The organism is Carboxylicivirga agarovorans, from assembly GCF_050589845.1.
Lineage (GTDB): Bacteria > Bacteroidota > Bacteroidia > Bacteroidales > Marinilabiliaceae > Carboxylicivirga > Carboxylicivirga agarovorans.
Window position 1 is genome coordinate 74520 of record NZ_JBNGPA010000006.1, and the last position, 26783, is coordinate 101302.

Genomic DNA, 26783 nt, shown 5'->3' on the forward strand with positions numbered 1-26783 from the left:
GAATTTTGATTATATCTGAACAATTTGCCCCTCTCAAAGACTAATCAACCCCTCACCCTCCTCACATGGGCTCACCTTTATTAAAAGGTATTTTAGTTACTTTTGAAATAAAAATCGTTGTGAGGACTCTTCTTCTCTTTATCATACTTTTATCCACTCATTCAATAGCTGCCCAGTTGGCAACCGACAGCCTGTACTTTCGAAATCTGCGCATGAAAGATGGCTTGCCCGGCAGTTCCATTAACACTATACTTCAGGATTCACTTGATTTTATCTGGATAGGCACCAATGATGGATTGTGTCGCTATGATGGAGAGAACTTCAAGATCTTTAAGTCAACGCCCAACGATCCGAATACTATCTCAGACAACAATGTTCAAAATCTATTTCTTAATCAGCAAGGCAACTTATATATTATGACAGCGCATGGCTTGGATTTATTTGATCTGAAACATCAAAAGATGCATCGTATCCAAGCACATGAAAATGGGGGTATTATTGACCATTCTCCTACTGATATTGTTGAAACCAGTGCCGGCGACATATATATAAGCTCATACTATTCAGGCATTAGTTATAAAAAAAAGGATGATAAAACTTTTAGTTACCTGTTTAATGAATTAAGCAATAAAGCACCTCTCTCCTCAGACCGCATCAGCAGCCTTGAATTATATGAAGATTCACTATTAATTATAGGCTATTGGGATGCTGGTGTGGACATCTTCAATCTGAGCACCTGGGCAAATGAAGATTTCAAGAAATATGCCAATGCCCCTGTTGCTCCTGTAAATGTGAATACACTTGCTTTAGATGCCAATAGCGGTATCTGGATCGGCACAAAACAAGGCTTATCATACCTCAACCTGGAAACCCGGCAGGTTGAACATTTCTACCATACTAAAAAGAATTCAAACTTTCTGCCTGATAATGATGTTATTGCTCTTCATATAGACAGTTATAACAATCTCTGGATTGGAACACGAGATGGTGGATTATCCATCACCAACTGTAATGACATCCTCAGACATGGCACGAAAGCGCGGTATTCAAAGTATACGTCCAATTATCAGAAAGGCAGCTTATCATACCGAACGGTTCTGAGCATTTTTGAAGATAATAACAAAGATGTTTGGATTGGTACACACGGTGGTGGTCTTAACTATGTTGAGAATAGAAAAAATCGGTTTTCAATGCTGCAGCATCAACCAGGTATCAGTAATTCATTATCCTATAATAAAGTCTGGGGCATTACTGAAGATCAAACAGGTAACCTATGGTTGGGAACCGATGGAGATGGTGTGAATGTTTGGTCAAAGCAAAAGGGCGTATTCAAACATTATAAACACGACGAAAACAGGCCAACATCTATCTCTGACAATGCCATTATAAGCGCTTGTACTGATTACACAGGTGCCATATGGTTAGGTACATACGAAGGAGGTCTCAACCGTTTTATTCCTGAAAAACAATCATTTAAAAGATATCAGGCACCTCAGGGGATTCCGGTTAATGATATCAGGTGTTTATACGAAGATGATGAGCAGGTTCTTTGGGCCGGACTGAACCAGGGTGGAATTTGCCAATACGATAGGCCAAATGATCGTTTTATACAGCATCCGGTGATAGCCAGTGAGGATGTAAGAGCCATACTAAAAATCAAAAATACATTGTGGATAGGAACCTATGGAGATGGTTTAATCAGCCTGAACCTCATCAATCGTAAAGTAAAAAAATATAATCCTGAAACTACAAGCAGTAATAGTCCCCAGGTGATATTTACACTAATGGCCGATAGTGATGATAATATCTGGGTAGGAACAGCCAACACTGGCTTATGCTACTTTAACACTCAGAATGAAACGTTTAAAGCTTATCAAACACAAGAAGGTCTGAGCAATAACAAAATACACAAAATCCTTAAAAACAACGACAATGCCCTGTGGATGAGCACCAACAGCGGCATTTCACAATTTAATAAAGCCTCTGAAAGATTCATAAATTATGATTGGAATCAAGGCGTTCAATCAGAAGAATTCCACAATGGCTCTGGTATCGTCACCCGGTCAGGCTTGTTTGTATTTGGAGGGATAACAGGTGTTAATCTGTTCACACCAGATGATTTTGATACCAATGAAAAACGATCCAACATACGTTTTACTGGCCTGAAAGTACTCAACCAGAATGTTTTAGTTGGCGATGAAAAAATAATTGACCGAAGCATCGAATATAAGCCTGATATTTGGCTAAACCATCAACACACCATCTTTACCATTGATTTTCAATCGGTAAAATATCCAACTTCAATAGATGACACTTACCATTATATACTGGAAGGATATGATAAAGCCTGGAGCATTAATGGTTCTGACAAATCAGTGACATACAGAAACCTGCCTCCTGGTGATTACAAGTTCAGAGTAAGGTCAACCAACAAAATGGATCAACAAAACGATGAAGCAATCCTTAAGATTCATATGAAGCCTCCTTATTGGAAAACAAAAATCGCCTTTGTTGTTTATTTTATATTACTGGCACTAATCATTATTGGCATCTTCCGCTACAGGGTGCAACAATATAAAATCAGAAACCGACTCAAATACGAACAAAAACTTCGCATAAAAGAGGGTAAGCTACATGATGAACGCTTAGAATTCTTTACAAATATTTCACACGAACTGCGCACACCATTGACGATCATTAATGTTGCCCTGGAGGAGTTAAGCATCTTTAAAACCACCAATCCCAGAATTAAAAAACCTATTGATGTTGCTTTAAACAACTCCAACCGCTTAATTGAACTCGTCAATAAAATACTTGAGTTCAGGCAAGTCGAAACTGGTGTTTCCAGTCTGGTAGTAAGCGAAGTTAACCTCAATGCTTACTTAAGCGATTTTTTACAGGGTTTTCGTGAAATGGCCAAACATAACTCGGTGAACCTGAAGTTACAATTGCCCATCAATTCGTTAAGCCTGTGGGTAGACATTGATAAATTCTCAATGATATTAAACAATCTGCTTTCCAATGCTTTTAAACACACTCCATCAAACGGCCAGATAATCTTAAGTATTGATGAAAGCAACGAACACATTATCTTAAAAGTTGAGGACTCAGGTAAGGGCATTCCCCGAAACATTCAAAACAAAATATTCAAACGCTATTACAAGCTCGAAAATGAATCAACTAATACTGGAATTGGTCTGGCCTTAACCAAATCTCTGGTGAACCTGCATCACGGGCTTATTAGCGTAGATAGTTCACCGGGTAAGGGCGCTGTCTTTAGTATTCATTTCTTAAAAGGTAATAAACATTTTAGTAGCGATCAGATAGCAGAAAGCGTTCAATCAGAAACCGGTGATATTCCTGAAATCAATTTGTCATCAATGATAGAAATCAGGGACAATGAACAAGTGCTTTTATTGGTGGATGACAATGAGGAAATACTTGAACTACTTTGCGAAAAGCTTGGTAAAGACTATAAAATCATAACCGCCACCGACGGAGAACAAGGTATTGAACTTGCTAAACAATACAGTCCCAACCTGATTGTTTCAGACATTATGATGCCCAAGCTCGATGGAACTGAATTATGTAACGTTCTGAAAAACGATGTTAAAACCAGCCATATCCCAATCATTTTACTAACAGCTAAAGGCACAACAAATGATGAGATCGAAGGGCTGAATGCCGGCGCCGATGACTATATCTCCAAGCCCTTTAAAATTGGCATCCTGCAGGCGCGCATAAAAACTATTTTAGATAACCGCATTAAACTGTACCATTACTTCTCAACCAATAAAGGTAGTGATTACGACCAATCAGAATTAATGAAAGAACATCCGAAAGAGATTGATTTCTTAATGAATATTGAAAACTATATTCTTCAACATTACCTTACAAGCGAAGTATCTGTTTTTGAACTGGCATCGGAATTGGGTTTTAGTCGTACTACCTTATACCGCAAGATAAAAAGTCTCACAGGTATGTCAATTAACGCTTTTGTACGTAGTGTAAAAATCAAAAAAAGTGCCCAATTAATTACTGAGGGGATGAATGTTTCAGAAGCAGCCTTTTATATAGGTTTTAACGACTTAAAATATTTCAGGGAAAGCTTTAAAAAACAAATGGGTAAAAACCCATCTGAATTTAAATAATACCATATCAATAACAAAATGACTGATAAGGCATTTTGCTTATATTATGGGTAAATGCCGAAACAGAATCACAGATTGATTTTATCATTCCTTTTGATTCACAACCGGTATAAGGGGTAATTTGTTCCATACTGCCCTTTAATGTGAATCAAACACAATTCAGCTCAATCAACAACAAACTACAAACAACTGATTATATACACCTTACAAATATTTATTACATTCGAACAAATTCTCCCTCATAAATGGACATTCAGCAACCCGGTCCAAAAAAGCTAATGCGATAAATTTGTTAGTGCCTAAAAGTCAATTAACAAGTAATCGTTAAAAATTCAGTTTTATGAAACCCACCAATGAATCAAATAAGAAACATTCTGCGACTTAAATTGCATTCATGGGTGCGTTTTATCTGACCATTAAAAAGTTTACAGATGAAATCATTACTAAAGATACCATTTGCCATTGTTTTATGCGCCACATTTTTGATGGCCTGCGATGATGATGAGAAATCAGGAACACCACCAACAGCTGACAATGTAACTGCTAATATTTTAGCTGAACCAGGTGATGAAATTGTTTTTGAAGGCACCTTCAATGCCGAGGCCGGTTTTTTAAATATTTCACTTTCAAACGAGGAAATAATGCTTGATAAGCAAATTGTATTTGCCAATCATGTTACTCAATACTTTCTCGAATATAAATTTTCCTTACCTCAAGATGCCGCTTTAAAAGTATATGACATTACCATATCGGCAGAAACACTTGGCGGTGCAACAGAAACATTTATAACAAAAGTTGATGTTGCTACGCCTCCATCGGTTGATGTCAACACCGATTTTACTGGCTTACCCGGTGATGAAATTGTGTTTGAAGGTACTATTACAGACGATCAGGGCTTAACAAGTATATCACTTGTTAATGCAGGTATTGGGTTAGAGCACACTATTGAGTTGAATGATAACCCAACAAGTTATGACCTGAATTACACCTATACAATTCCGTTAGCATCAGAAATGAAAATGCACAATGGTAGTATCGACGTGCTTAATATAGCAAACCGCACCACTACATTGCCTATGAAAGTTAACCTTTCGGGTGATGACATTGTGTATGAAAACATCTACATAGCAGGTGGCTTCCAATGGTGGCCTTGGAGTCCTCAACTGGCATTCCCTATGGATCAGGACACGAATGATGACAAATGGTTTGAAGTACCTGTTCATTGCTGGGATGGAGAATATGAACAACTTAAATTCTTAGGTCAGCTTGATTGGGCACCTGACAACTGGGGATTGATCGATCAGGCAGATCCTTCAAAAGGTATGTTGAATGATGAAAGTAGTGCAACTATTTTGCTGGGAGCTAATGGTGCAAATCCTGCCTATAAGAAAGTAAGATTTAATCCTTACATCATGCAGTATTCGGTTGAAGATATCACCGATGTTGTTACTCCAAGAACGGAAATGTATATTGTTGGTAACGGCTACCCTGGTTACCCTGATTTGAACTGGAATACTGAAGCAGCCATACCAATGACTCAAAATCCATATGGCTATGGCGAACACATCTTTTTGATTGAAGGACTCGAGTTTAGTGACGATGTAAGTCTTAAATTTATAGGACAAACAGATGGCTGGGGACCATATGACGCCGGCTTTGATGTGAGCGAGCAAGAGGTTACAGCCCCTGTTAGCTGGGTGAAAATTAAAGAGGGTGATGGCAGCAAGGATTTGAAATTCAAAAATCAGGCTGGTACATATACAGTTCTGTATGACTATTACCTGAAACGAGCCTTGATCTGGCAAGAGTAAATTAATTGTACGTTAATAATTTCAAGTCCATCGTTTTACGATGGACTTTTTTTATTCTAATAGGTACATGCAATAAATGATAGGCAACCAACCCTTCAATGGTTATTTAATTCATCAGGCATGTCTCTCTGTCGGAACTAACAATTATGCTTACCGGTAATTAACTAACAATCTATTTAACTTAACAACAAGACTTTCCCAATCCTTTACCTCTTTCAGAGCTCATTTTCATCTCGAATTTTCACCCCACACTCTTGCAGATGTCTTCGGTAAGTCTTCGACCTTCCTTCGGTATTTCTTCGGAACCGCTTCGGATCAACCTCGCTCCCGGCGAGGTTGATCCCGAAGAAGCCCCCTATATGGGCCTAAGCAGGTACGTTTTGAATAGTGCGGTAAAACCAGCTTAGTATCGCTGGTGAAAATCCTTTTGTTTGCACCATATGTTACATACTGTTTATTGCAAGCCGGGAGCTATTGTCGCTTTTTGGAATCGATACCCACAGAAAACTGAACATTATAATGGGAAGAACACTATAACAGATCATGAGTCGTTTAAAACAACAGCAGACCTATCAGGATCAGTTGTGTTTACAAAACTTGCGCATTTTCATGCACGATTACGGAAAAAACACCGTTAGTTATCCGCTAATGAATTAGCCTGGATATGTCTTTGTAATCTGTTATTCCGAAAAATTAGTATGAAAATGAATCTGGATTTACAGTTCACTAACCCGCTCTTTAAATTCGTTGGATGAACTAATGATTTTGCAGGATTCAGGAACATTTGGCTGCATTTCCCTGATCTGTAATCCTGTTATATAAACCGGAATATTTGGAATACAGTCAACAATATCAGTCATTAGTTGCTCAAGCTCATCTTTCTTACGTGCAGCCACCAGTGAGGTAAACAAGGCATCTGCCCCTCTAACATCTATCACTACCTTTAAATCTTCAACAGGAACGGAAGCACCAAGATAAACTACATTATAGCCTTCTTTACGGGCGATCAGACTATAAAATAATAAACCAATCTCATGCAGCTCATTCTCAGGCAGGAAAAAGACAATTGATTTATTGGCTTTTGGAACAAAATTCTGCATTTCATTATCAATGGCAACAATCAGCTTCTGACGAATAAGATTAGATATAAAATGTTCCTGGGCAGGATTTATTGTGCCGGCCTGCCACAATATGCCAATTCTATCGAGGAAAGGAAATAATATTGTTTCAACAGTAGACTCAAAACCAAGTTTTATAATGGAGTTAGTCAGTACATTGGTAAATTTATACTCATCCATTTCAAGCATGGCAACCAGTAAGCTTTCGATCTGTACATCTGTGTTTCGTGTATCCAGACACAAATCTATAACACGCTCGCGTAACTGGGCTTCAGACATTGTGGCAATCTTCGATATTTTATAGCCGTTCTGATTCAGTATCGACACATTTAAAATGCGTTTTAAGTCATCATCGTTATAAAATCTGATATTTGTAGTGGTACGCTGTGGTTCAATCAGATTGTAGCGACGCTCCCAAATCCTGATAGTGTGGGCTTTAATACCTGAAATTTTTTCTAAATCTTTGATTGAATAAAATGCCATATGTGGTTTCTCTATTGTCCTTCTTTCATTAATTGAACGTTAAACGCTTATTCAGCAAATAATGTTCAGCAAATCTGCATAATTAAGTAACAAAAAAAGGGGACACATCACATGCCCCCTCAAGCTCAACGTCAGAGCCGATTATTAAGGAACAATCACCTTGTCAATAACGTGAACTATTCCGTTTTTACCTTGTACATCCGCTGCTATTACATTAATTGAACCATCAATTGATACTCCGCTGTCAATGTTTATAGCTAGTGTTTTCTGATCATTTAAAGTTGGTACATTACCGTTGCTTAAATCTGTTGAAGCTACGTTACCACTAACAACATGCGCCAGTAAAATTGGTGTCAGGTCTTCTTTGGTCAAGTCGGCAATACCTGAAATACCAAGCGTTGAAAATAATGCTTCAAAAGCTGCATTGGTAGGTGCAAATACAGTAAACGGACCGTCTCCTGACAAGGCATCAACCAATTCTGCCTTAACAACAGCTTCAACCAAAATTGAGAAATCTGAATTATCGATAGCAATATCCACCACACTTGGAGGCATGATTACCTTGTTAATGGCATGTATCACTCCGTTTGTAGCAACAACATTGGTTGCAACAACCTCTGAATCAGAATTTAAAAACACGCCGCCCTCTGTTTCAATCTTAACACTTATATTTCTCTCAAAGGCTGTGCTTAAAGTAGGGAAATAACCTGCTTCTACCATAGATGCCGGCACAAAATCTCCAAGAGCATGATATAAAATAACTGAACTTAAAGTTTCCGCACTAAGATCATCCAATGTGATACCAGCATCAGTAAAGAACATTGCAAAAGCATCATTTGTCGGAGCAAATACAGTAAATGAGGCATCATCATCGCTTAATGCTTCTGCCAAACCAGCTTTAGTAACACCTGCTACAAGTGATGAGAATGCTGGATTCGCAATGGCATGATCAGTAATTGTCATTGGCATAATGACTTTGTCAATAACATGAATTACACCATTGTCAGCCTTGATATCAGTGGCGGTAATTTTGGCCCTGCCATTGATCATTGTTGTTTCCATGTCCACATAAAATGACAGGCCATAACCATCCATCGGGCCATCACTCAATGATGAATAATAACCTGTTTCAATCATTGAAGCCATTTTTGTTCCTGATGCCACATGGTAGAGCAGTACGCTTGTCAACACATCATTGGGAATATCATCAAGACCTGATGCACCCAGTTCTGTTAACAAGTCTCCAAATGCAGCATTAGTAGGAGCAAACACTGTAAATTCACTACTCTCTGAAGCTAAATCGTCATCTAAGCCCACTTTTTGAAGAGCAGCAACCAGAATACTGAAATCGGCATTGCCGGCAGCAATATCTGTAATAGTCATCGTTTCAACTGGCATAGGATTTTCATCGCCTGAATCATCATCGTCGTCGTCGTCACAAGATACGTTTACAAAAGCTAAACCAAGTAAAAGCATCATTACCCAAAGGTTTCTTCCAAAAATGTCAATAAATCGTTTCATGTCCTTAATATTTAAATGGTTTTTAAAAGGTGATTTGAAAGGTAAACTCTGCATGGAGTATTTTTGTTTAATCTTTTTATATTTTTCTTAGTCATTATTTGATATTCTAAATAATAACTCTTGATTGTTTGATGTTTACGAATATTATTTAGACAAAACTTTTTCATGAAAATTGCCTTTTGCATTTTACTTAGCCAAATACTGGAAAAAGATTACCTTTGCGCTTTACTTGTAATACCAGAAACTTATGATTCAATCGATGACCGGTTATGGGAAGTCCGTATGCGAGCTCCCAAACAAAAAAATAAGCATTGAAATTAAATCACTAAACAGCAAGCAACTAGACCTTAATACACGTCTTCCTAACTTGTACCGGGAAAAAGAAATTGAAGTAAGAAGTTTATTAGGCAAGCGCCTATCACGAGGAAAAATAGACCTTAGCTTTTATGTTGAGGCTGCCACTTCTGACAAAATAACAAAGGTCAATCAGCAGGTTATTGCCAATTACCATGAGCAGTTGAAGACTATTGCTTCCAATCTTGGACTCGATAACTCTACCGATTATTTAAAAGTCATTATGCCTTTGCCAGACACCGTAAAGGTTGAGTTGGCTGAATTGGACGAGGAAGAATGGAAAGCTATCACTGTTACATTAAAGGATGCTATCAAAGACATTACAGAGTTCAGAAGAAGCGAAGGCATGGCACTCGAATCTGACATTAAGGATCGGATTAAAATGATTGGAGACCTTTTGAATGAAGTTCCAAAATACGAATCACAGCGCATTGATAAAATCAAAAATCGCATTCGTGAAAACCTTGAAGAGCTTGGGCAAAGTAATAAAATAGATGAGAATCGTTTTGAACAGGAGATCATCTTTTACCTAGAAAAACTAGATGTGACTGAAGAGAAGGTGCGCTTGAGTAATCACCTTAATTACTTTATGGAAACCATCGAATCCAACGAACCGGTTGGTAAGAAACTTGGATTCATTACCCAGGAGATTGGTCGTGAAATCAATACACTTGGTTCAAAAGCCAATGATGCTGACTTGCAGAAGATCGTGATCCGCATGAAAGACGAATTGGAGAAGATCAAGGAGCAAATATTAAACGTACTTTAGCGATATACAAAGAATTTCAAGAGCCGGATAGTTAGTAGTAATGGCATCTGGCTCAAAAAATATACTGAATTAATACACTAATCAACAACTATTAAGAATACACCCCCAAGTGAAAAATTCCTGCATGCAAACAAGTGACAGTGACACTAAACAAGAAGGTAAACTGATCATATTCTCAGCGCCTTCAGGCTCCGGTAAAAGCACCATTGTTCAAGCTCTGTTAAAAAAGGGTTTCAATCTTGAATTTTCTATTTCTGCAACCAGCAGGGCTCCCCGGGGCGAGGAAAAAAATGGTGTTGAATACTACTTCTTATCCCCCGATGAGTTCAGAGATAAAATTGCAAAAGGTGACTTTTTAGAATGGGAAGAAGTATATGAAAACAATTACTACGGCACCTTAAAAAGCGAAGTTAATCGTATTTGTTCTGTAGGTAACAATATCGTTTTTGATGTTGATGTAGTTGGAGGCGTTAATATAAAAAAAATGTATGGCGATAAAGCACTGAGCATATTTGTTCAGCCTCCATCAATTGAGGAATTGAGAAAACGTCTTGTAAACAGGGGAACAGACTCTGCAGAAAAGATTGAAATGCGCATTGCAAAAGCTGAAGAAGAATTGGCTTATGCAGCTGAATTTGATAAGGTAATTGTAAACGATAACCTTGAACAGGCGCTTGAATCAACAGAGAAAGCTCTTCTTAATTTTCTGGGAAAATGAGATCGGTAGGCTTGTTTTTTGGTTCATTTAATCCCATACACATTGGGCACCTGGCGTTAGCCAATTACATGCTTGCCTTTGAAGACCTTGATGAAATCTGGTTTGTGGTCAGTCCACAAAATCCATTCAAAAAAACAGATGACTTATTAGGTGCGGAACATCGGGTTGAGATGGTTCGCCGGGCAACAAAAAAACAGGAAAACTATCGTGTTGAGGATATTGAGTTAAGTCTACCCATTCCTTCCTATACAATTGACACCCTTAAAGCACTTAACAGCAGGCACGCCAATTGCCGGTTCAGCATTATAATGGGAGCCGATAATATATTGAACTTCAACAAATGGAAGGCTGCGGATGAGATAATTAAAAACAGCCGTTTATTAGTATACCCACGTCGTAATTATACTATAAAAGAGAAAGACTTACCAGCCAATTGTAAATTAACTAATGCCCCACTGGTTGAATTAGCCTCCACGGAAATTCGCTCCTGGATCAAAGCGGGCAAAATGATTCCTTTCCTTATTCCGGAAGCCGCCTTTGAGTACATCAAACAGCACAAGTTATACCAATAATTTTAGCCTATAATAGGAAATGGCCGGAAAGCACTTTTGCAATCCGACCATTCATCCATAACTAAAGGTATAAACTAATAAATATTATTCCAAGACGATAAAAACCGGGAAGTGATCACTGTATCCGCCAAAATACCTGTTCCCCACGTAGGTTCTGAAAGGGTATCCATTATATTTCCCTTCCTGCTGCTGGCGCAATTGTTCAGCATCATACACAAATGCATTCTGATAACGTAGGCCAGTTGTTTTATTTAGCAGGTTTTGCGATATAATAAGCTGGTCAAACATATTCCAGTTACCCCGATAGCAAAGAGTTCCTACACCGGGTTTATGCTGTTCTGCCAGGGGATTATATAAATCGGCATCACTTAATTCACTTTTAACCACTGCACGCAACTCATCTTTCACGCTAACATTATGCGGATCATCATTTAAATCACCCATCACAATGATATTGGCATCTTTATTAATAGTAAGCAATGAGTCAACTACCGATCGGGTTAACTGCGCTGCCGCTTTACGCGACGGACGACTTCTCTCCTCACCTCCATACCTTGAAGGCCAGTGATTTACTATAATATGAAAATGTTCATCCCTGATTCGCCCGGTCACCAGTAATTGATCGCGGGTATATATCCTGTCCCCGTCTTCCTGGTCGTATATATAAAGAGGTAGTGCATCAACATTATCCACTTTAAAATAATTTGGGCGGTACAACAAAGCAACATCGATACCTCTCTTATCCGGTGAATCCTGATGCACTATCTGATAATTATATGCTTTTAAATTCGGATGATTTATCAAATCTTCTAAAACGCCTCTGTTTTCAACTTCACACAAACCCATAACGGCCGGACCTGGATTTGCTACCGTATCTCCCAACACACTAATAATTGAAGACATTTTGGCCAATTTATCTTCATAGCGTTGTGTATTCCAGGCTTTCTTTCCATCTGGAGTAAATTCTTCATCCCTGACCTCAGGTGCATCAATGGTATCAAAAAGATTCTCCAGGTTGTAAAAACCGATAACAACAGGCTCAGTTGTTTCACCTGCCTTTTGTCCGGTCAAAAAACACGAAGACAAAAGGCATACCGAAGCAATTAAAACAAATACAAATCTCACTATTAACATATTCTATTTTGTTTGACAGCCGAAAAGTACAAATTATAGTTTTAAAAACACAACTTCAAACACTAATATTCAATACTTTAATATTACATTAACAAACTAAACCAACCACCAACTAGACCTATTGGTCTAGTTGATAATTAATTAAATACAAATTAATTATTTATTAAAATCATCAAATAATATTCTAATAAGCTATTGATAGTTTTCCGTTTTTTTTGTCAATTTGCACTGATGCCAAAGTCACTTGCGCATCATCTATTATCATCAATATAACAGTACGTTACGTTTTATTATATCTTATAAAATGGGTAAAGTTTTAATCATTGGAGCTGGCGGTGTTGGTACCGTTGTTGCTCATAAGATGGCTTCACTGCCTTCTGTTTTTACTGAAATTATGCTTGCCAGCCGCACAAAAAGCAAGTGTGATGCTATTGCAGAGCGCGTTGGTGGAAATCGCATTCAGACGGCTCAGGTTGATGCTGATAATGTTCCTGAACTGGTAGAACTCATTAATGAGTTTAAACCTGACATTGTAGTAAATGTAGCATTACCTTATCAGGATCTGACTATCATGGATGCTTGTCTTGAGACCAAAACAGCGTATTTGGACACTGCCAATTACGAGCCGATAGATGAAGCTAAATTTGAATACAAATGGCAATGGGCCTACCAGGACAGGTTTAAGGATGCTGGTATCACTGCTATATTAGGCTGTGGTTTCGATCCGGGTGTAACAAGTATTTTTACTGCACATGCTGCCAAACATCACTTTGATGAGATTCAGTATCTGGACATTGTTGATTGTAACGGTGGTGACCATGGTAAAGCCTTTGCTACCAATTTCAATCCTGAGATCAACATTCGCGAAGTAACCCAAAAAGGAAAATACTGGCAAGATGGTCAGTGGGTAGAAACTGAGCCACATGAAATTCATAAAGCTCTTAACTATCCAAATATTGGCGAACGTGAATCATATTTGATTTATCATGAAGAACTGGAATCACTGACCAAAAATTTCCCTTCATTGAAACGAGCACGTTTCTGGATGACCTTTGGCCAGGAGTATTTAACCCACCTGAGAGTGATACAGAATATTGGAATGGCAGGAATTGAACCGATCATGTACGAAGGAAAAGAAATAGTTCCTATTCAATTTCTGAAAGCCGTATTGCCAGATCCGGGTGACCTCGGTGAAAATTATACTGGTGAAACATCTATAGGCTGTCGCATCAGAGGCTTGAAAGATGGAAAAGAAAAAACGTATTATATCTATAATAACTGTAAACACCAGGATGCTTATAACGAAACCGGAGCCCAGGGAGTCAGTTACACAACAGGGGTACCAGCAACAATCGGTGCTATGATGTACTTGCAGGGTTTATGGAAAAAAGCAGGTGTATACAATGTTGAAGAATTTAATCCTGATCCTTTTATGGAGCAATTGAACAAGCTAGGATTACCCTGGATCGAACAACATGATGTAGATATTGAACTCTAATCTAATAAGTGTAGCATTTAAAATAAGCTGTCCATTACGGGCAGCTTTTTTTCTGCATTAATCCGGATACCCGATTGAAGTTTATACCAATTGCATTCCGTTATTACATCAGAAACTCTATTGGCTTCCTTAACGATCATCATGCCCCCTATCATTTAATACTATAGATGTGCGTTTTAGTTTCTATTTGTTATTTATACGTACATTATATTTACGTTTTATATTTTCTTCATTTTTTAAAACAAGTCCTCATTTTTATAATTCAACTAAAAATAAACCTACCTTTTGCAGTAAACACCCCTTATTCAGAGTTATTTCATTGTCATTCAGTAATGATTTTGGTCACTACCCCCTTTTATACAGATATTACTATTTGATATTTATTTCATCTTTTTACTTATTTTTTGATAGTTTTTCTTGTTTTTAAATAATGATTCATTACTTTTGAATCAAGAAATAAAACAAATTACTCCATTACTAATTAAAAACAAGATTGTCATGTGCGGATTTGCAGTTTATACAGGAAGCGACAAAATGGACAAACTAAAGTTTGCCAGAGAGTTTAAAAAGATCCAATACCGGGGACCGGATAACTCAATTACCAGAGACTTTGAAGATAATGGCTGGATGGGATTCCACCGTCTTAGCATTATGGATGTATCTGAAAATGGCAACCAACCGTTAGTTTATAAGCACATTAATTTAGTATGTAATGGAGAAGTATATAATTATAATGCGCTTAGAGCTAATTACGAACAGTCATTTGAGTTCAAATCAACAAGCGACTGCGAGGTTATTATTCCACTGTTCCTCGAAAAAGGAATAGAAGAGACAGCCCGAACTCTTGATGCCGAATTTGTATTTGTCATTTACGATTCGGTAGCAAAGAAGTATTTTGCTGCACGTGATCCAATCGGCATACGTCCTTTATTTTACGGATATGACCAGCAAGGCGCGATTATGTTTGCCAGCGAAATGAAGTCCTTACATGAGATGTGTGATGATGTCAAACCATTTCCTCCGGGACATTATTACGACGGAGAGGCAATCAGGCAATACCGTGATATATCAAAAGTAGAGCAATTTGTAGACCACGAACAGGACGAAATATTTATGAACATCAACCATTACCTGACTAAGGGTATTGAGAAGCGTCTGCATGCTGATGTACCTGTTGGATTTCTGTTAAGTGGAGGTTTGGATTCAAGCCTTGTTTGTGCAGTTGGCGCCCGTATGCTTGATAAGCCCATACGAACATTTGCCGTTGGTATAGAAGATGATCCGATTGACACCAAGTATGCACGCGTTGTTGCTGATTACCTGGGGGCTGATCACACCGAGGTACTATTTAAACGTCAGGATATATTTGACTCACTAAGTCACTTGATATATTGCATTGAGACGTACGATATCACTACCATCCGAGCTTCAATGGGTATGTATATGGTTTGTAAGTATGTTTCTGAAAATACTGATATAAAAGTATTAATGACCGGTGAAATAAGTGATGAGATTTTCGGCTATAAGTACACTGACTTTGCTCCTTCACCCCAGGCTTTCCAACAGGAAGCTGAAAAGCGTCTGAATGAAATATACATGTACGATGTTTTACGCGCCGACAGAAGTATTTCATGTAATGGACTTGAAGCACGGGTTCCGTTTGGCGATCTGGACTTTGTTGAGTACGTAATGAGCATTCAGCCAGAGAAGAAAATGAATTTTACAGGCATTGGAAAATACCTGTTACGAAAGGCCTTTGAAGGTGACTATCTGCCAAAAGATATTTTATATCGCGAAAAGGCTGCCTTCTCTGATGCTGTTGGTCACAGTGTGGTAGATTACCTGAAGGCATATGCGGAAGAAATGTATAGTGATGAGGAATTTGAAATCAGGAAAGCAAAATATACACATGCAACACCTATTTCAAAAGAATCATTGATGTATCGCGAAATATTTGAACAACATTTCCCTGACAGAAGTCAATCGGTAAAAGATTTCTGGATGCCAAACAAAGAATGGGAAAACTGCGATGTTAATGACCCTAGTGCGCGCGTATTGCCGAACTATGGTAAAAGCGGAGAATAAACAATCATTAGCCATAAAAACAAAAGTCTGCAAAAGGCCGTTACCTGAAAGGGTGGCGGTCTTTTCTTTTTGTATCCGCCCAATTTCTTATTTTTGCGAAAAATGAACTACAATGCCAATTGACTATTCTCAAATAAAAACACCAGCCTATGTGCTGGATGAGCACTTGCTCCGAAATAATTTACAACTTATCAAATCGGTGCAGGACAAAGCAGGTATTGAAATTATTATGGCTTTCAAAGCTTTTTCAATGTGGAGCGCATTCCCTATTGTGCGCGAATATATTCCGAAAGCAACAGCCAGTTCTGTATTTGAGGCACGATTGGCCTTTGAGGAAATGGGAAGCAAAGCTCACACCTATTCTCCAGCGTATAAGAAGGAGGATTTTAAAGAGATCATGACGATGAGCAGTCATATCACATTTAATTCTTTATCTCAATTCCATCAGTTTAAACAAGACATAAGGGAACACCCCGAGTCTATTTCGGCAGGTCTGCGCATCAACCCACAGTTCAGTGATGTTGAAACAGACCTTTACAATCCTTGTGCACCAGGTTCAAGGCTAGGGATTATAGCCAGTCAATTACCGGAACAGCTTCCTGAAGAAATAGAGGGACTGCACTTCCATACACTATGTGAATCATCATCATATGACCTTGAAAAAACCCTCACTTCAGTGGAAGAACGTTTCGCCAAATATCTCCCCCAGGTAAAATGGATTAATATGGGTGGCGGGCACCTGATGACACGTAAAGACTATGATACCGAGCACCTCGTTCAACTTTTGAAACACTTTAAAGAAAAGTGGAATCTCCACATCATACTTGAACCGGGCAGTGCTTTTGCATGGGAAACAGGCGATTTGGTATCATCTATTGTTGATATAGTCAATAACAATGGTATTCAAACAGCCATTCTGGATGTGTCATTTACAGCACATATGCCCGATTGCCTCGAGATGCCTTATCAACCCAAAGTAAAAAACAGCGAACAAGGTACCATTGAAGGACAACATCATTACCGCCTGGGAGGCAACAGTTGCCTGGCCGGCGATTACATGGAATTCTGGTCTTTTGAAAAGGAATTAAAAATTGGTGACAAAATCATATTTGAAGATATGATACACTATACCATGGTTAAAACTACAATGTTCAATGGTGTGCCTCACCCTTCAATTGCCATATGGAATGATGAGAAAGGATTAAACGTCGTAAAAAGATTTGGCTATGATGATTACAAAAGCCGTTTAAGCTAAAAAACACAACAGGCTGTTTGCTTATAACAACAGACAGCCTGCCAGATAAAAATACCATTCACCCTTTAATCCCATTTATGTCCTGACGAAATGGAGAGTCGGCCGGCTCCGGTTAAAAACAAAGCAACAGCACCAAACAAGTACAGACCCAATAGTTCTATACCCCATCCACCATGCTGATTTAAGGTAAAAATATCATTGGCATGAACCAGGAAGATAGCTACCAGCACATTGACAATGTAGACGACACTTACCAGGCGGGTTCTATAACCCACGATAATTAATATAGGTGCGACAATTTCGCCCAGGTAAACCCCATAGGCGATAAAAGCTGGCAACCCTGCTTCAGAAAGCATGCCTTTTATAAATCCTAAGCCAGATAATTTTGCCAGTCCATGCAATAGCATTAATATGCCAACCGACAATCTTAATACCAGTAATCCTAAGTCCAAATTTCTCTTCATTGTTATAGCTATTAGTATTAAACCTGAAGTTATCTAATTCAACAAATTGATAAAAACCAAGAAACGGCTTAACTATTCGACGCCGGTCTCAGAGTTCTATATTTCAAACAAGAAACCTATGATTGAGTTTAAATCCTTATCAGGCTTAACATTTGATTAACAAATCCCTGTGTCTTATATTATAAGAGAAACCTGAGACTATTATAAAAAAACCGCAGTTACAAAACTGCGGTTTATGATCATATTAAGCACTCATTACTATATCGGATATTTCAAAAACAATTGCTGCACTAATTCATCTGTTGCTTTCGTTCTTTTTTCACCACCCGATGGAGGCATAAAGCCTTCTCCTCGTCCTTCCCATATCAATTGCTTTTCTCGCACATCAATAAGGCTGACAATTAGGGTTCCTTCCCGGTAATTATTAACATCAGTTGAGGTGTACCAACCTCCCCAACCATAATAATAAGGTCCGTAACCACCATAATGCGTATTGGTAACAACTGTTTTCTCCACCGCTGTCACATACCCGTTAACCAATAGATCAGGTTGTTCAGAAAGAGTATATCCACGCTTTTCCATCTCTGACTTAATGGCATTTTTTATGCGGCGCTTATCTAAATCATTCACTTTAATTTCATCAAAACTCTGACTGAAATTAAAAGTCTGATACCCTCTGAAATCAGCTGATGGATCCCAATCTGCCGTCGTTCGAATAGAAGAGCATGCTCCTAACAAAACGGCTATCATTGCTAAAACAAACAACTTCTTCATAATCTCAAGTTTAAAAATCAAACAAATAATATAACTATCGCCTTCTGAAACCACCCGAAGGACGTGTTGCAGGACGTGTTGCCGGTGTTGATGGCCTACTCCAGTTCTGCCTGAAACTTTCATTAGAACGGTAATTGTTATAATTCGTTTTCGGAGCAGGACGTGTAGCTGGCCTTGTTGAAGGCTGAGTCGGACGTGTCGAAGGCTGACTTGGCCTTGTCGAAGGCTGTGTCGGACGCGTTGAAGGTTGACTCGGACGTGTCGAAGGCCTTGTTTCAGGTCGCGTTGAAGGACGCTGAGCCGGTCGCGTTTCAGGCCTTACATCAGGTCTTACCGCCGGACGCTCATTGGGCCACTGTTTAGGTATGATCTTACCCCTGTTATTATCAATGCGCGCCAGGTTACCACGATCAATATTAATGTTGTTATTTATGTTAACATTAACAGTTCTGTTAAAATTATAATACGATCGCGGATGGCGATGCGAATGACGATAATAATGATAGGTCAGATGCGGATAACGGTTTGGATAATACCTGTGATGCCATCCAACATACCAGTATGAAGGCATTCCTATAAACACAACGCCACGTGGCCCGTAGTAAAATCCGGTATGGTAATACCATGGATAAGGTCGCCAGTATGGGTAGCTGTACCAATAAGGATAGCCATACCAATAGGAATAATGGTTAACATGTACAACCTCCACTTCTTTTGTTACCGGATCAGTTATACTTTTATTAGTCATTTCTTCAGAAGCAAATTGCTCCGCAGCATCAAGCATTTCCTGATAAGCCTCCGGATCTTCCTTCAACTTTTCCTGGTAATCAGCAAGCTCCTGTTCCTTCTGCGCCTTTATCTGATTATGCAGCACTTCCAGTTTGGCATTCATCTCTTCAGGATACTGCTTGTAGACACTCCCGGCCAGGCGCGTAAACTCATAGTTTTCGGCCATGGTCGACAGAACTTCAGGCGTATCAAGCAGGCGTCTTATCGACCTCTGAAAATCATCATCGTATTTTCCAATAAGTGTTTCAAATCCCTGCTGATTCTTCTCATTCAGCTGATCAATAGCTGCCAGTGCCTTATATCGTTTTCTTCCATACTTTAAAGCAGCTTCATGAATATCCTGGGGATATGACAGAATGATATTTTCAATGTCACGCTTTTTAAGCTTCCCTTCGATGGTTAATTCTTTAAGCAGATCAGGATAACGACTAAGCTCGTATATTCCAAATTGAGTATCACGATCAAAATCCTTAATAATATGCTGAAAAGAATTTTGAGCATCCTCCTGCATTTCTTTAAGCTTCGTAACAACCTGTACCTCCTGGGCCACTGTCAAAATATCTTTTCTGATGGTTTCATCATAACCTGCCAGTCCATTTAACAAGCTACTGTCTTCCTTTATCACCTTCCGAAGTTGATTACGATCAGTTTGAGCAACTGAATTAAAAGCAAGTAAATGCAACATCAACATCCACATAAGGTGAATTCTGTACTTTCTATATTTGTTAATTATCCTCATAGTAAAAAGCTATTAAGTTTTGTTTAGGCTATATTTATTTGTTATACAATAATCAATTTGCATGCCATTTTAAGAGCATCTAATATCTGAAATAAATAAACAGTACTGAAAAGTAAGAAAACTTTCATACATCCGGATGCAACTTTCACTTTAAAAAATTGTCACTTTAAACAGAAAAACAGGTTTAACTACCTATTTGTCACTACCTTTACCTTACAACATCACAAGAAAAATGACTAACACCCCAAGTAAACTAGCTGTTATAACCGGTCCAACCAGTGGAATTGGCCTCGCTTTTGCACATAAGCTTGCTAAGCAAAACTACAAGCTCCTTCTTATTGCCCGAAGTAAAACAAAAGTACACCACACAGCCAAGTTATTAAAGCATGAATACAATATAGATGTTAACTACCTTGTAGCTGACCTGGCAAATGACAATGACATCTGCAGGGTTGAAAACAAACTAAAAAACCTGAACAACATTGAACTGCTTATTAACAATGCGGGTTTTGGCTTAGCAGGTTTCTTTATGGAAATTTCTCTTGAAGAACAACTCAAGATGTTGAATGTACATATTGCCTGTACTATTCGATTCTCAAAGGCTGTATTGCCTGCAATGATCAGACAAAAGAAAGGTTACATCATTAACCTGTCCTCTTTTGCCGCTTTTATGGAACTACCGGGAACTGTTATGTACTCAACAACTAAAGCCGCCATAATTAAGTTCTCCCAAACCCTGCAATCTGAAGTAGTTAAATATGGCATTAAGATTCAGGCCTTAAGCCCGGGCTTCACTCCAACAGCTTTTCATACATCCATCAACCGGGAAACAGAGTTTATTGATCGTGTACCATCGTTCTTGTGGACCCCTATTCAACAAGTCGTTGATACATCATTAGCCAGGCTCAATACTAATAAAGTCATATGCATTCCCGGGACCATTAATACCATGCTCTTCTGGCTAAACAAAGCACCTTTCTTGTCAAGGTGGATCCAGCACATTGCAGCAAAACGTCAAAAAGAGCAAGCCTGCTCTACCGCGATAATTGCCAATGAAGACTTACAAAAAACCGCGGCTACTGTCACATAAATCGACATATAGCCACGGTTATACCTATGCTTTATAAGCTTATTTTCTTTCTAAAAGCACTACATTTTCAACATGATGTGTATGTGGAAACATATCAACAGGCTGTACTTTAGTTACTTTATATCGAACATCAAGCATATTTAAATCGCGTGCCTGCGTAGCAGAATTACAACTCACGTATACAATTCGGTCAGGAGCTGTGGTTAATATGGTCTGAACAACATCTGCATGCATACCTGCGCGAGGAGGATCAACGATCATCACATCAGGATGGCCTTGTTTTTTGATAAAATCAAAATTCAGAACATCCTTCATATCACCGGCAAAAAACACGGTATTATCAATACTGTTGATATCTGAATTCACGCGGGCGTCTTCAATGGCTTCAGGTACATACTCTACTCCCACTACCTTTTTAGCCTGACCCGCGACAAAGTTGGCAATGGTTCCGGTACCTGTATATAAATCGTAAACAACCTCATGCTTTTTTATATTTGCAAAATCACGTGTTACTTTATACAGTTCATACGCCTGCTCAGAATTTGTCTGATAAAAAGACTTAGGTCCTATTTTAAACTTTAGCCCTTCCATCTCTTCAAATATATGATCGCGACCGTTAAACAGGATAATATCCTGATCGGTTATGGTATCATTCTTCTTGGAGTTGATCACATACATTAATGATGTGATCTCAGGAAACTGCTCCTTGATATGGTTCAACAAAGCCTCTCGGTTTTCTTTATCCTCATGAAACACAGTCAAAATTACCATCAGCTCATTGGTTGAACTCGTTCTGATGATCAACGTCCTTAAAAAACCTTCCTGCTTCTTTAAATCAAAGAAAGTTATTCCGTGTTCAAGTGCAAATTCTTTAATGGCCAGCCGGATGGCATTGGAGGGATCTTTTTGAAGATGACATTTCTTCACATCTTCAACCTTATCGAACATACCTGGTATGTGGAAACCAACACCATTTCGGTGCTCTATTGTCTCATCGCTTTGCAGCTCCTGTTCTGATAACCAGCGGTTATTTGAAAAGGTAAACTCCAGTTTATTACGATAAAACTCCGTTTTTGCAGAACCCAATATAGGCAATGATTCAGGCAGCTCAACCTTACCAATACGTGACAGGTTATTCAGCACCTCACGCTCTTTATATTTTAACTGATGCTCATAAGGTAATGCCTGCCACTTACAGCCTCCGCACACACCAAAATGCTCACAAAAAGGTTTCTGCCTTATTGGGCTGTATTCATGGAAGAATACAGGAAATCCTTCGTAATAACTCCGGCGCTTCTTTGTTACCTGCACATCTACAACATCACCTGGTACTGCACGCTGCACAAATACCACACGGTCTTCAACCCGGCACATTGCTTTACCCTCTGCCGCTACATCTGTTATTGTTACCTTTTTTAATAAAGGCTTACTTTTTCGTGATCGTCCCACTTTTATATTGTTTTTCGGGCGCAAAATTAATTAAAAAAGCATACAATTACGACTAAAGTGTTTGAATCAGCAGATGTTAAAGTTAAACCTCCCAATAAAAAGCATGATATGTTAACGTTTAAGCTTCCTTTATGCCATAAATAACTATTTTTGTGCTTCATATAGCAAAACAAAAACCAAAAATTATTTAATTAATGGAACAAAAGGTATTAACCTACAAAGACATTGATGCGAGCATCTTAAAGTCTTTACCAAACCCAACCGGGCAGGCGTACGAAATTAAAATCAAGATTCCTGAATTTACATTTTTAGGGGTAAAGAACCAGCCTGATTTTGCAGATGTATACATTACTTTTTACCCCAAAAAACGCATTATTGAGCTTAAATCGTTGAAGGAATACGTTCACCACCTGCGTGACATTACAGTATCATACGAGCGCTTGATTAATGTATTTTATGACAACATGGTGGAGATCTATGACCCGGAACGCATCCGTGTAACCATGATCTGTAATCCACGCGGAGGTATAAGTTCAAAACTGACTGTTGACTCTGATTGGAAAGTTCGTGGAGGTGATGAAAAGTTCAGTGACTGGAAAAACAACCTGGAAGACACCTGGCAGGTAACAATGTAGAATAGATCAACAGGTTATTAGGTAATAGACCGCTGATTAATAACCACGAGATTTCAGAATATATAATTACAAAGGCGACCGTTGGTCGCCTTTGTTGTATATGCTATTCTAAGTTATTTTCATCGAAAGGATTTTCTTCGAAAGAATTTGACTGCTGTGCAGCTCCGGGCGGTGGCGGCGGATTATCCTCATCACCATAAGACATCATAACCAATGAAATGTCCTGATCAATCGTATAACATTTTATATTTGGCTTTATGTAATCGCGTTTAATCATTTAATATTTATTTGCTCAACAAAATAAACAATTATTCTATTATTTAACAAATAGCTTCTTTGTTATCGTTCCTTGATTCATATTTTGAATCTTAACAATATACATGCCCTTCCTTAGACTTGAAGAATATGTTGAAGACATGGTTCTTTCTTCTGAAACCTTTACACCTGTAAGAGAGTAAATGCTAATCGTTTTGAAAATACCGCTCTGCATATTTTCAACAACAACATTACTGTTAGCACTATAAAGAACAATTGCAGATGCTTCATCCTTTTCATCATGAATTGCAGTAGGGATACCTGGAATTACCCTTATTTGAAAACGACTTTGACATTCACCAGCAGACTCAGTAAAAGCATAACCTAAAGTGGTCCTAAGGTCTGTTACCACTGGATTATTTGGATCTGTTAAATCTTCTAAATAAACCTCATCCTGGTCGTCAAAATTAGAAATCTCAACCCTGTTTATTGAGTAAGTTCCATCTGCAGGTACTTTAAATGAAAGAGGAATGATAACTTCCTGATCACTTAATTCATTTTGCCCCAAAATACAATACTTCTTACCATTATCAAGAAAATATGGCTGCAGAAAATCTGTCGAGTAAGAAAAATACTTAGTTGTTTTAAACTCAGTTGCATCAACAACACCATCACTAAAAACGATAACAACCTCATCCTTATTTATTCCATTAATACCCGCCAATTTTATCTCAGGATATAACTTTGGAGTAGATTTCAGATATGAATTATTTACATTTGATTTACAGGCGTCTGTAAAGGTAATTGACTCACTGCCTGTCACTGACTCAGGAGCTACCTTAACGAAAAAGGCATGATTGGAAGGAATCTCAGGAACATCAATATTAACACCGGTTCCTGCATCTGCATTGTATGCACCATATAAGGCTTCTTGATTTTTAAAAATCCAAAACGCATCTTCTACAGCATTAGATGAAGTGTTTACATATCTCCAATCGATGGCACATGTGTATGGATTACCAACTAAGTTCCAGCCTGCACTGCTCCCTCGATTAATATTTACAGTAACATCACCTGTATTAAAAGCTCCTGAGGCAACGATAGTCTGTGCATCCCCATCATAAACATAGCCTCTCCCCAGCTCATAATTTGCACCAGCCGAAGTTGTTGCCCAATCCCCAATGGAATTGTCCCAATAATACATGGTAAAATTTGTCCCAATATCATCAATAGAAGCACCATTAATTGGAAATGTTGAATAATAGAGTCTGCTACCGGATGATATCTTCTGATACAAATACACTTTTTGGGGGTCAACATTTACAGCACCTGTACCTAAAACGACCAAATCAGCATTTGAAACAGCTTCTGAATTCAATGATAGCTCATTATTTACAGTTAAAGTGGCTCCATCAGACACAACAACAGCACCTCCATATTCAATAACTAAATTATTAACAGTAGCAGTCCCTGATAAACTTGCAGGATTTGATGCAAGAGCTGAAATTGTTATGTTGGCGCCATCAACATATGGCTCACTCCAATTCAAATCATTATTCCAATCTGAAGATTCCCCTCCATTCCATGTAAGGTCCGGAATAGGTAATACCGGGGTAAAATCAACCGCATAAGGTGTTGATTCCAATACTGTTCCGTTATATGAAGTTACAAAATAGGCTGTATATTCTGTATTTGTTGTCAAATTACTTATATCACCATTTAGTGGAGTATTCGCAGAAGTAATAGTTATATAGCCATAATGACCAGCAGGTAGGCTCCCATCAAATGACTTATTATAAACATCATCTACAGAAGGTGCGGCATCTGTTCTAAGCAAAACAATATAATGTGAATAATAATAAGTTGGAGGGAAACCACTGGGACCAACTGTAAAACTAACCTGTGCTGTTGCGGTTGTATTTAGTGCATCAATAACAGTTGGATAACCATCATTGTAGCTTTGTCCGAATCCGACATTACATAACATCAGAAACGTGGAAGTAACTATAAGAGTAATTAATTTTTTCATAGCAAATTGTTTTTGCGGCTTGTAAATCTATTCGAAAGATACTAATTAACATTCAACTAATGCGCAATTGTTTTGTTAAACACATAGCAGATCGACATTCTTTGACGAACATCAATATTATCGTTGTAATTAGGCAAATTTAATTGATAAGCGATAGACTTGTCAAGTAATCGTAATGCTCTCCATCAGCAATTTTATTAAATAAAAAGCCATTTTCTTTAGCCTTTTGCGCCAGTAACACAGGATCGATAAACAACCACTCAAAAGGTGCTGTTTTGTGGGTACCGTATTCCATTGTGTACATAACCTCTCCGTAATACTGCTCTTCAGGAGCTTCACAATAGCTATCTTCGTCAATATATAAATAGCGTAAATCAGAGCTATCAAGTATGAGTTTACCTCCCTCGTTTAATAACTCTTTCACTTTGGCAAAGAAAACCGGTAAATGATCAATGGCAGCTGCCAAGCCAATGCCGTTCATCATCAGCAATAAGGTATCGTACTTTTCCGCAGGCTCAAAGGTATAGAAGTCTTCATTGATCACATTTCTAACACCTCTTTGCCTGGCTACCTGGCAACATCCGTATGAGGTATCCAGAAGTGTTACCTCAACTCCTTTCTTCTGCAACTCCAGGGCATGTGAACCTACTGCACCACCTATATCCAATACTTTTCCTGAACAATGGTTTAAAGCCATTTGCTCCAGATTAGGCATATGCCTGTAATCTCTGAACAGGTAATCAACCGGTATTACATCATCTTCAACAATATTAGACTGCACCTTAATTTCAAGTCCCCGCTTGCCACTCAAATAGTCAAGAGCTGCCTGACCCAATGGATCGTTATTTTTTCCTTCTCCCATAATTAAAATGTGTGCTACAAAAGTAAAGTTTACTAAAATGATTACCAAGTTGTTCAGCAGACGACTTTTGAGAATCCACAGATCTGCTTATAAAATTACCATATAATGCGATACTAATTCACAGGTAGCTCATACGAAAAGATTCCGGCACAACTTAGTTTCAATCAAACACTGCATACTGTAACAAGCAAAATAAATATACTGTGGCAGACAGTCACTACTGGCACA

At 38.4% G+C, this 26783-nt stretch carries 20 protein-coding genes; 10 read left to right on the plus strand and 10 right to left on the minus strand.

Annotation, left to right across the window (positions count from 1 at the left end; all coding sequences use genetic code 11):
- Window positions 1–65: 65 nt before the first annotated feature.
- Both ACRD69_RS08705 and ACRD69_RS08710 read left to right on the plus strand, forming a co-directional pair.
- Window positions 66–4151, plus strand: a complete 4086-nt coding sequence (locus ACRD69_RS08705; protein ID WP_430814684.1) for a hybrid sensor histidine kinase/response regulator transcription factor — start codon at window positions 66–68, stop codon at window positions 4149–4151.
- Between the two features lie 431 nt (window positions 4152–4582).
- The gene (locus ACRD69_RS08710) at window positions 4583–5962 is read left to right on the plus strand and encodes a hypothetical protein (protein ID WP_430814685.1); all 1380 of its coding nucleotides are present in this window, start codon (window positions 4583–4585) and stop codon (window positions 5960–5962) included.
- A 716-nt stretch (window positions 5963–6678) separates the two neighbouring features.
- Here ACRD69_RS08710 and ACRD69_RS08715 read toward each other — a convergent pair.
- Window positions 6679–7563 carry a MerR family transcriptional regulator gene (locus tag ACRD69_RS08715; protein WP_430814686.1) on the minus strand — a complete coding sequence of 295 codons (885 nt, stop codon included), beginning with the start codon at window positions 7561–7563 and terminating at the stop codon, window positions 6679–6681.
- A 144-nt stretch (window positions 7564–7707) separates the two neighbouring features.
- Window positions 7708–9084 (minus strand): fasciclin domain-containing protein, encoded by a 1377-nt coding sequence (locus ACRD69_RS08720; RefSeq protein ID WP_430814687.1) that lies wholly within the window; start codon window positions 9082–9084, stop codon window positions 7708–7710.
- A 247-nt stretch (window positions 9085–9331) separates the two neighbouring features.
- Here ACRD69_RS08720 and ACRD69_RS08725 point away from each other — a divergent pair, with 247 nt between their 5' ends.
- The 3 genes from ACRD69_RS08725 to nadD all read left to right on the plus strand — a co-directional run bounded on the left by ACRD69_RS08725 (window position 9332) and on the right by nadD (window position 11497).
- Entirely contained in the window at window positions 9332–10207 is an 876-nt protein-coding gene (locus ACRD69_RS08725) for a YicC/YloC family endoribonuclease (protein ID WP_430814688.1), read from the plus strand.
- 124 nt (window positions 10208–10331) lie between these two features.
- Window positions 10332–10925, plus strand: coding sequence for a guanylate kinase (gene gmk / locus ACRD69_RS08730; protein ID WP_430814689.1), 594 nt, complete (start codon window positions 10332–10334; stop codon window positions 10923–10925).
- Window positions 10922–11497, plus strand: a complete 576-nt coding sequence (gene nadD / locus ACRD69_RS08735; protein WP_430814690.1) for a nicotinate (nicotinamide) nucleotide adenylyltransferase — start codon at window positions 10922–10924, stop codon at window positions 11495–11497. The genes gmk and nadD overlap by 4 nt, the downstream gene beginning before the upstream one ends.
- 84 nt (window positions 11498–11581) lie before the next feature.
- On the opposite strand, the gene ACRD69_RS08740 is transcribed toward nadD, so the two are convergent.
- Complete coding sequence (locus tag ACRD69_RS08740; protein ID WP_430814691.1) at window positions 11582–12622, minus strand: endonuclease/exonuclease/phosphatase family protein; 1041 nt, start codon at window positions 12620–12622, stop codon at window positions 11582–11584.
- A 313-nt stretch (window positions 12623–12935) separates the two neighbouring features.
- Between ACRD69_RS08740 and ACRD69_RS08745 the strand changes: the two genes are divergently transcribed.
- From ACRD69_RS08745 to nspC, 3 genes are all read left to right on the plus strand, one after another.
- Window positions 12936–14129: a saccharopine dehydrogenase family protein gene (locus ACRD69_RS08745; RefSeq protein ID WP_430814692.1), complete on the plus strand. Its 1194-nt coding sequence runs from the start codon at window positions 12936–12938 to the stop codon at window positions 14127–14129.
- A 498-nt stretch (window positions 14130–14627) separates the two neighbouring features.
- A complete protein-coding gene (gene asnB, locus ACRD69_RS08750; protein WP_430814693.1) occupies window positions 14628–16214 on the plus strand; it encodes an asparagine synthase B in 1587 nt (528 codons plus the stop codon).
- A 112-nt stretch (window positions 16215–16326) separates the two neighbouring features.
- A complete protein-coding gene (nspC, locus tag ACRD69_RS08755; RefSeq protein ID WP_430814694.1) occupies window positions 16327–17469 on the plus strand; it encodes a carboxynorspermidine decarboxylase in 1143 nt (380 codons plus the stop codon).
- Window positions 17470–17534: 65 nt separating this feature from the next.
- On the opposite strand, the gene ACRD69_RS08760 is transcribed toward nspC, so the two are convergent.
- The 3 genes from ACRD69_RS08760 to ACRD69_RS08770 form a co-directional block, all read right to left on the minus strand.
- Window positions 17535–17933, minus strand: coding sequence for a DoxX family protein (locus ACRD69_RS08760; protein WP_430814695.1), 399 nt, complete (start codon window positions 17931–17933; stop codon window positions 17535–17537).
- 258 nt (window positions 17934–18191) lie between these two features.
- Entirely contained in the window at window positions 18192–18707 is a 516-nt protein-coding gene (locus ACRD69_RS08765) for a DUF4136 domain-containing protein (RefSeq protein ID WP_430814696.1), read from the minus strand.
- Window positions 18708–18741: 34 nt separating this feature from the next.
- Window positions 18742–20181 carry a DUF3300 domain-containing protein gene (locus tag ACRD69_RS08770; RefSeq protein WP_430814697.1) on the minus strand — a complete coding sequence of 480 codons (1440 nt, stop codon included), beginning with the start codon at window positions 20179–20181 and terminating at the stop codon, window positions 18742–18744.
- Window positions 20182–20467: 286 nt separating this feature from the next.
- Here ACRD69_RS08770 and ACRD69_RS08775 point away from each other — a divergent pair, with 286 nt between their 5' ends.
- A complete protein-coding gene (locus ACRD69_RS08775; RefSeq protein ID WP_430814698.1) occupies window positions 20468–21325 on the plus strand; it encodes an SDR family NAD(P)-dependent oxidoreductase in 858 nt (285 codons plus the stop codon).
- Between the two features lie 39 nt (window positions 21326–21364).
- Here ACRD69_RS08775 and rlmD read toward each other — a convergent pair whose 3' ends face one another.
- Complete coding sequence (gene rlmD, locus ACRD69_RS08780; protein WP_430814699.1) at window positions 21365–22774, minus strand: 23S rRNA (uracil(1939)-C(5))-methyltransferase RlmD; 1410 nt, start codon at window positions 22772–22774, stop codon at window positions 21365–21367.
- A 194-nt stretch (window positions 22775–22968) separates the two neighbouring features.
- On the opposite strand from rlmD, the gene queF reads away from it, so the two are divergent.
- Entirely contained in the window at window positions 22969–23409 is a 441-nt protein-coding gene (gene queF / locus ACRD69_RS08785) for a preQ(1) synthase (protein WP_430814700.1), read from the plus strand.
- A 103-nt stretch (window positions 23410–23512) separates the two neighbouring features.
- Here queF and ACRD69_RS08790 read toward each other — a convergent pair whose 3' ends face one another.
- The 3 genes from ACRD69_RS08790 to ACRD69_RS08800 form a co-directional block, all read right to left on the minus strand.
- The gene (locus tag ACRD69_RS08790; protein ID WP_430814701.1) at window positions 23513–23686 is read right to left on the minus strand and encodes a hypothetical protein; all 174 of its coding nucleotides are present in this window, start codon (window positions 23684–23686) and stop codon (window positions 23513–23515) included.
- A 39-nt stretch (window positions 23687–23725) separates the two neighbouring features.
- Window positions 23726–25693: a T9SS type A sorting domain-containing protein gene (locus ACRD69_RS08795; RefSeq protein ID WP_430814702.1), complete on the minus strand. Its 1968-nt coding sequence runs from the start codon at window positions 25691–25693 to the stop codon at window positions 23726–23728.
- Window positions 25694–25832: 139 nt separating this feature from the next.
- Complete coding sequence (locus ACRD69_RS08800) at window positions 25833–26555, minus strand: class I SAM-dependent methyltransferase (RefSeq protein ID WP_430814703.1); 723 nt, start codon at window positions 26553–26555, stop codon at window positions 25833–25835.
- Window positions 26556–26783: the final 228 nt, after the last annotated feature.

Excerpts from the sequence above, each read along its gene's own strand:
- ACRD69_RS08705 (WP_430814684.1), top strand. The coding sequence starts at position 66 with ATGGGCTCACCTTTATTAAAAGGTATTTTAGTTACTTTTGAAATAAAA.
- ACRD69_RS08710 (WP_430814685.1), top strand. The coding sequence starts at position 4,583 with ATGAAATCATTACTAAAGATACCATTTGCCATTGTTTTATGCGCCACA.
- ACRD69_RS08715 (WP_430814686.1), bottom strand. The coding sequence starts at position 7,563 with ATGGCATTTTATTCAATCAAAGATTTAGAAAAAATTTCAGGTATTAAA.
- ACRD69_RS08720 (WP_430814687.1), bottom strand. The coding sequence starts at position 9,084 with ATGAAACGATTTATTGACATTTTTGGAAGAAACCTTTGGGTAATGATG.
- ACRD69_RS08725 (WP_430814688.1), top strand. The coding sequence starts at position 9,332 with ATGATTCAATCGATGACCGGTTATGGGAAGTCCGTATGCGAGCTCCCA.
- gmk (WP_430814689.1), top strand. The coding sequence starts at position 10,332 with ATGCAAACAAGTGACAGTGACACTAAACAAGAAGGTAAACTGATCATA.
- nadD (WP_430814690.1), top strand. The coding sequence starts at position 10,922 with ATGAGATCGGTAGGCTTGTTTTTTGGTTCATTTAATCCCATACACATT.
- ACRD69_RS08745 (WP_430814692.1), top strand. The coding sequence starts at position 12,936 with ATGGGTAAAGTTTTAATCATTGGAGCTGGCGGTGTTGGTACCGTTGTT.
- asnB (WP_430814693.1), top strand. The coding sequence starts at position 14,628 with ATGTGCGGATTTGCAGTTTATACAGGAAGCGACAAAATGGACAAACTA.
- nspC (WP_430814694.1), top strand. The coding sequence starts at position 16,327 with ATGCCAATTGACTATTCTCAAATAAAAACACCAGCCTATGTGCTGGAT.
- ACRD69_RS08760 (WP_430814695.1), bottom strand. The coding sequence starts at position 17,933 with ATGAAGAGAAATTTGGACTTAGGATTACTGGTATTAAGATTGTCGGTT.
- ACRD69_RS08765 (WP_430814696.1), bottom strand. The coding sequence starts at position 18,707 with ATGAAGAAGTTGTTTGTTTTAGCAATGATAGCCGTTTTGTTAGGAGCA.
- ACRD69_RS08770 (WP_430814697.1), bottom strand. The coding sequence starts at position 20,181 with ATGTTGCATTTACTTGCTTTTAATTCAGTTGCTCAAACTGATCGTAAT.
- ACRD69_RS08775 (WP_430814698.1), top strand. The coding sequence starts at position 20,468 with ATGACTAACACCCCAAGTAAACTAGCTGTTATAACCGGTCCAACCAGT.
- queF (WP_430814700.1), top strand. The coding sequence starts at position 22,969 with ATGGAACAAAAGGTATTAACCTACAAAGACATTGATGCGAGCATCTTA.
- ACRD69_RS08790 (WP_430814701.1), bottom strand. The coding sequence starts at position 23,686 with ATGATTAAACGCGATTACATAAAGCCAAATATAAAATGTTATACGATT.
- ACRD69_RS08795 (WP_430814702.1), bottom strand. The coding sequence starts at position 25,693 with ATGAAAAAATTAATTACTCTTATAGTTACTTCCACGTTTCTGATGTTA.
- ACRD69_RS08800 (WP_430814703.1), bottom strand. The coding sequence starts at position 26,555 with ATGGGAGAAGGAAAAAATAACGATCCATTGGGTCAGGCAGCTCTTGAC.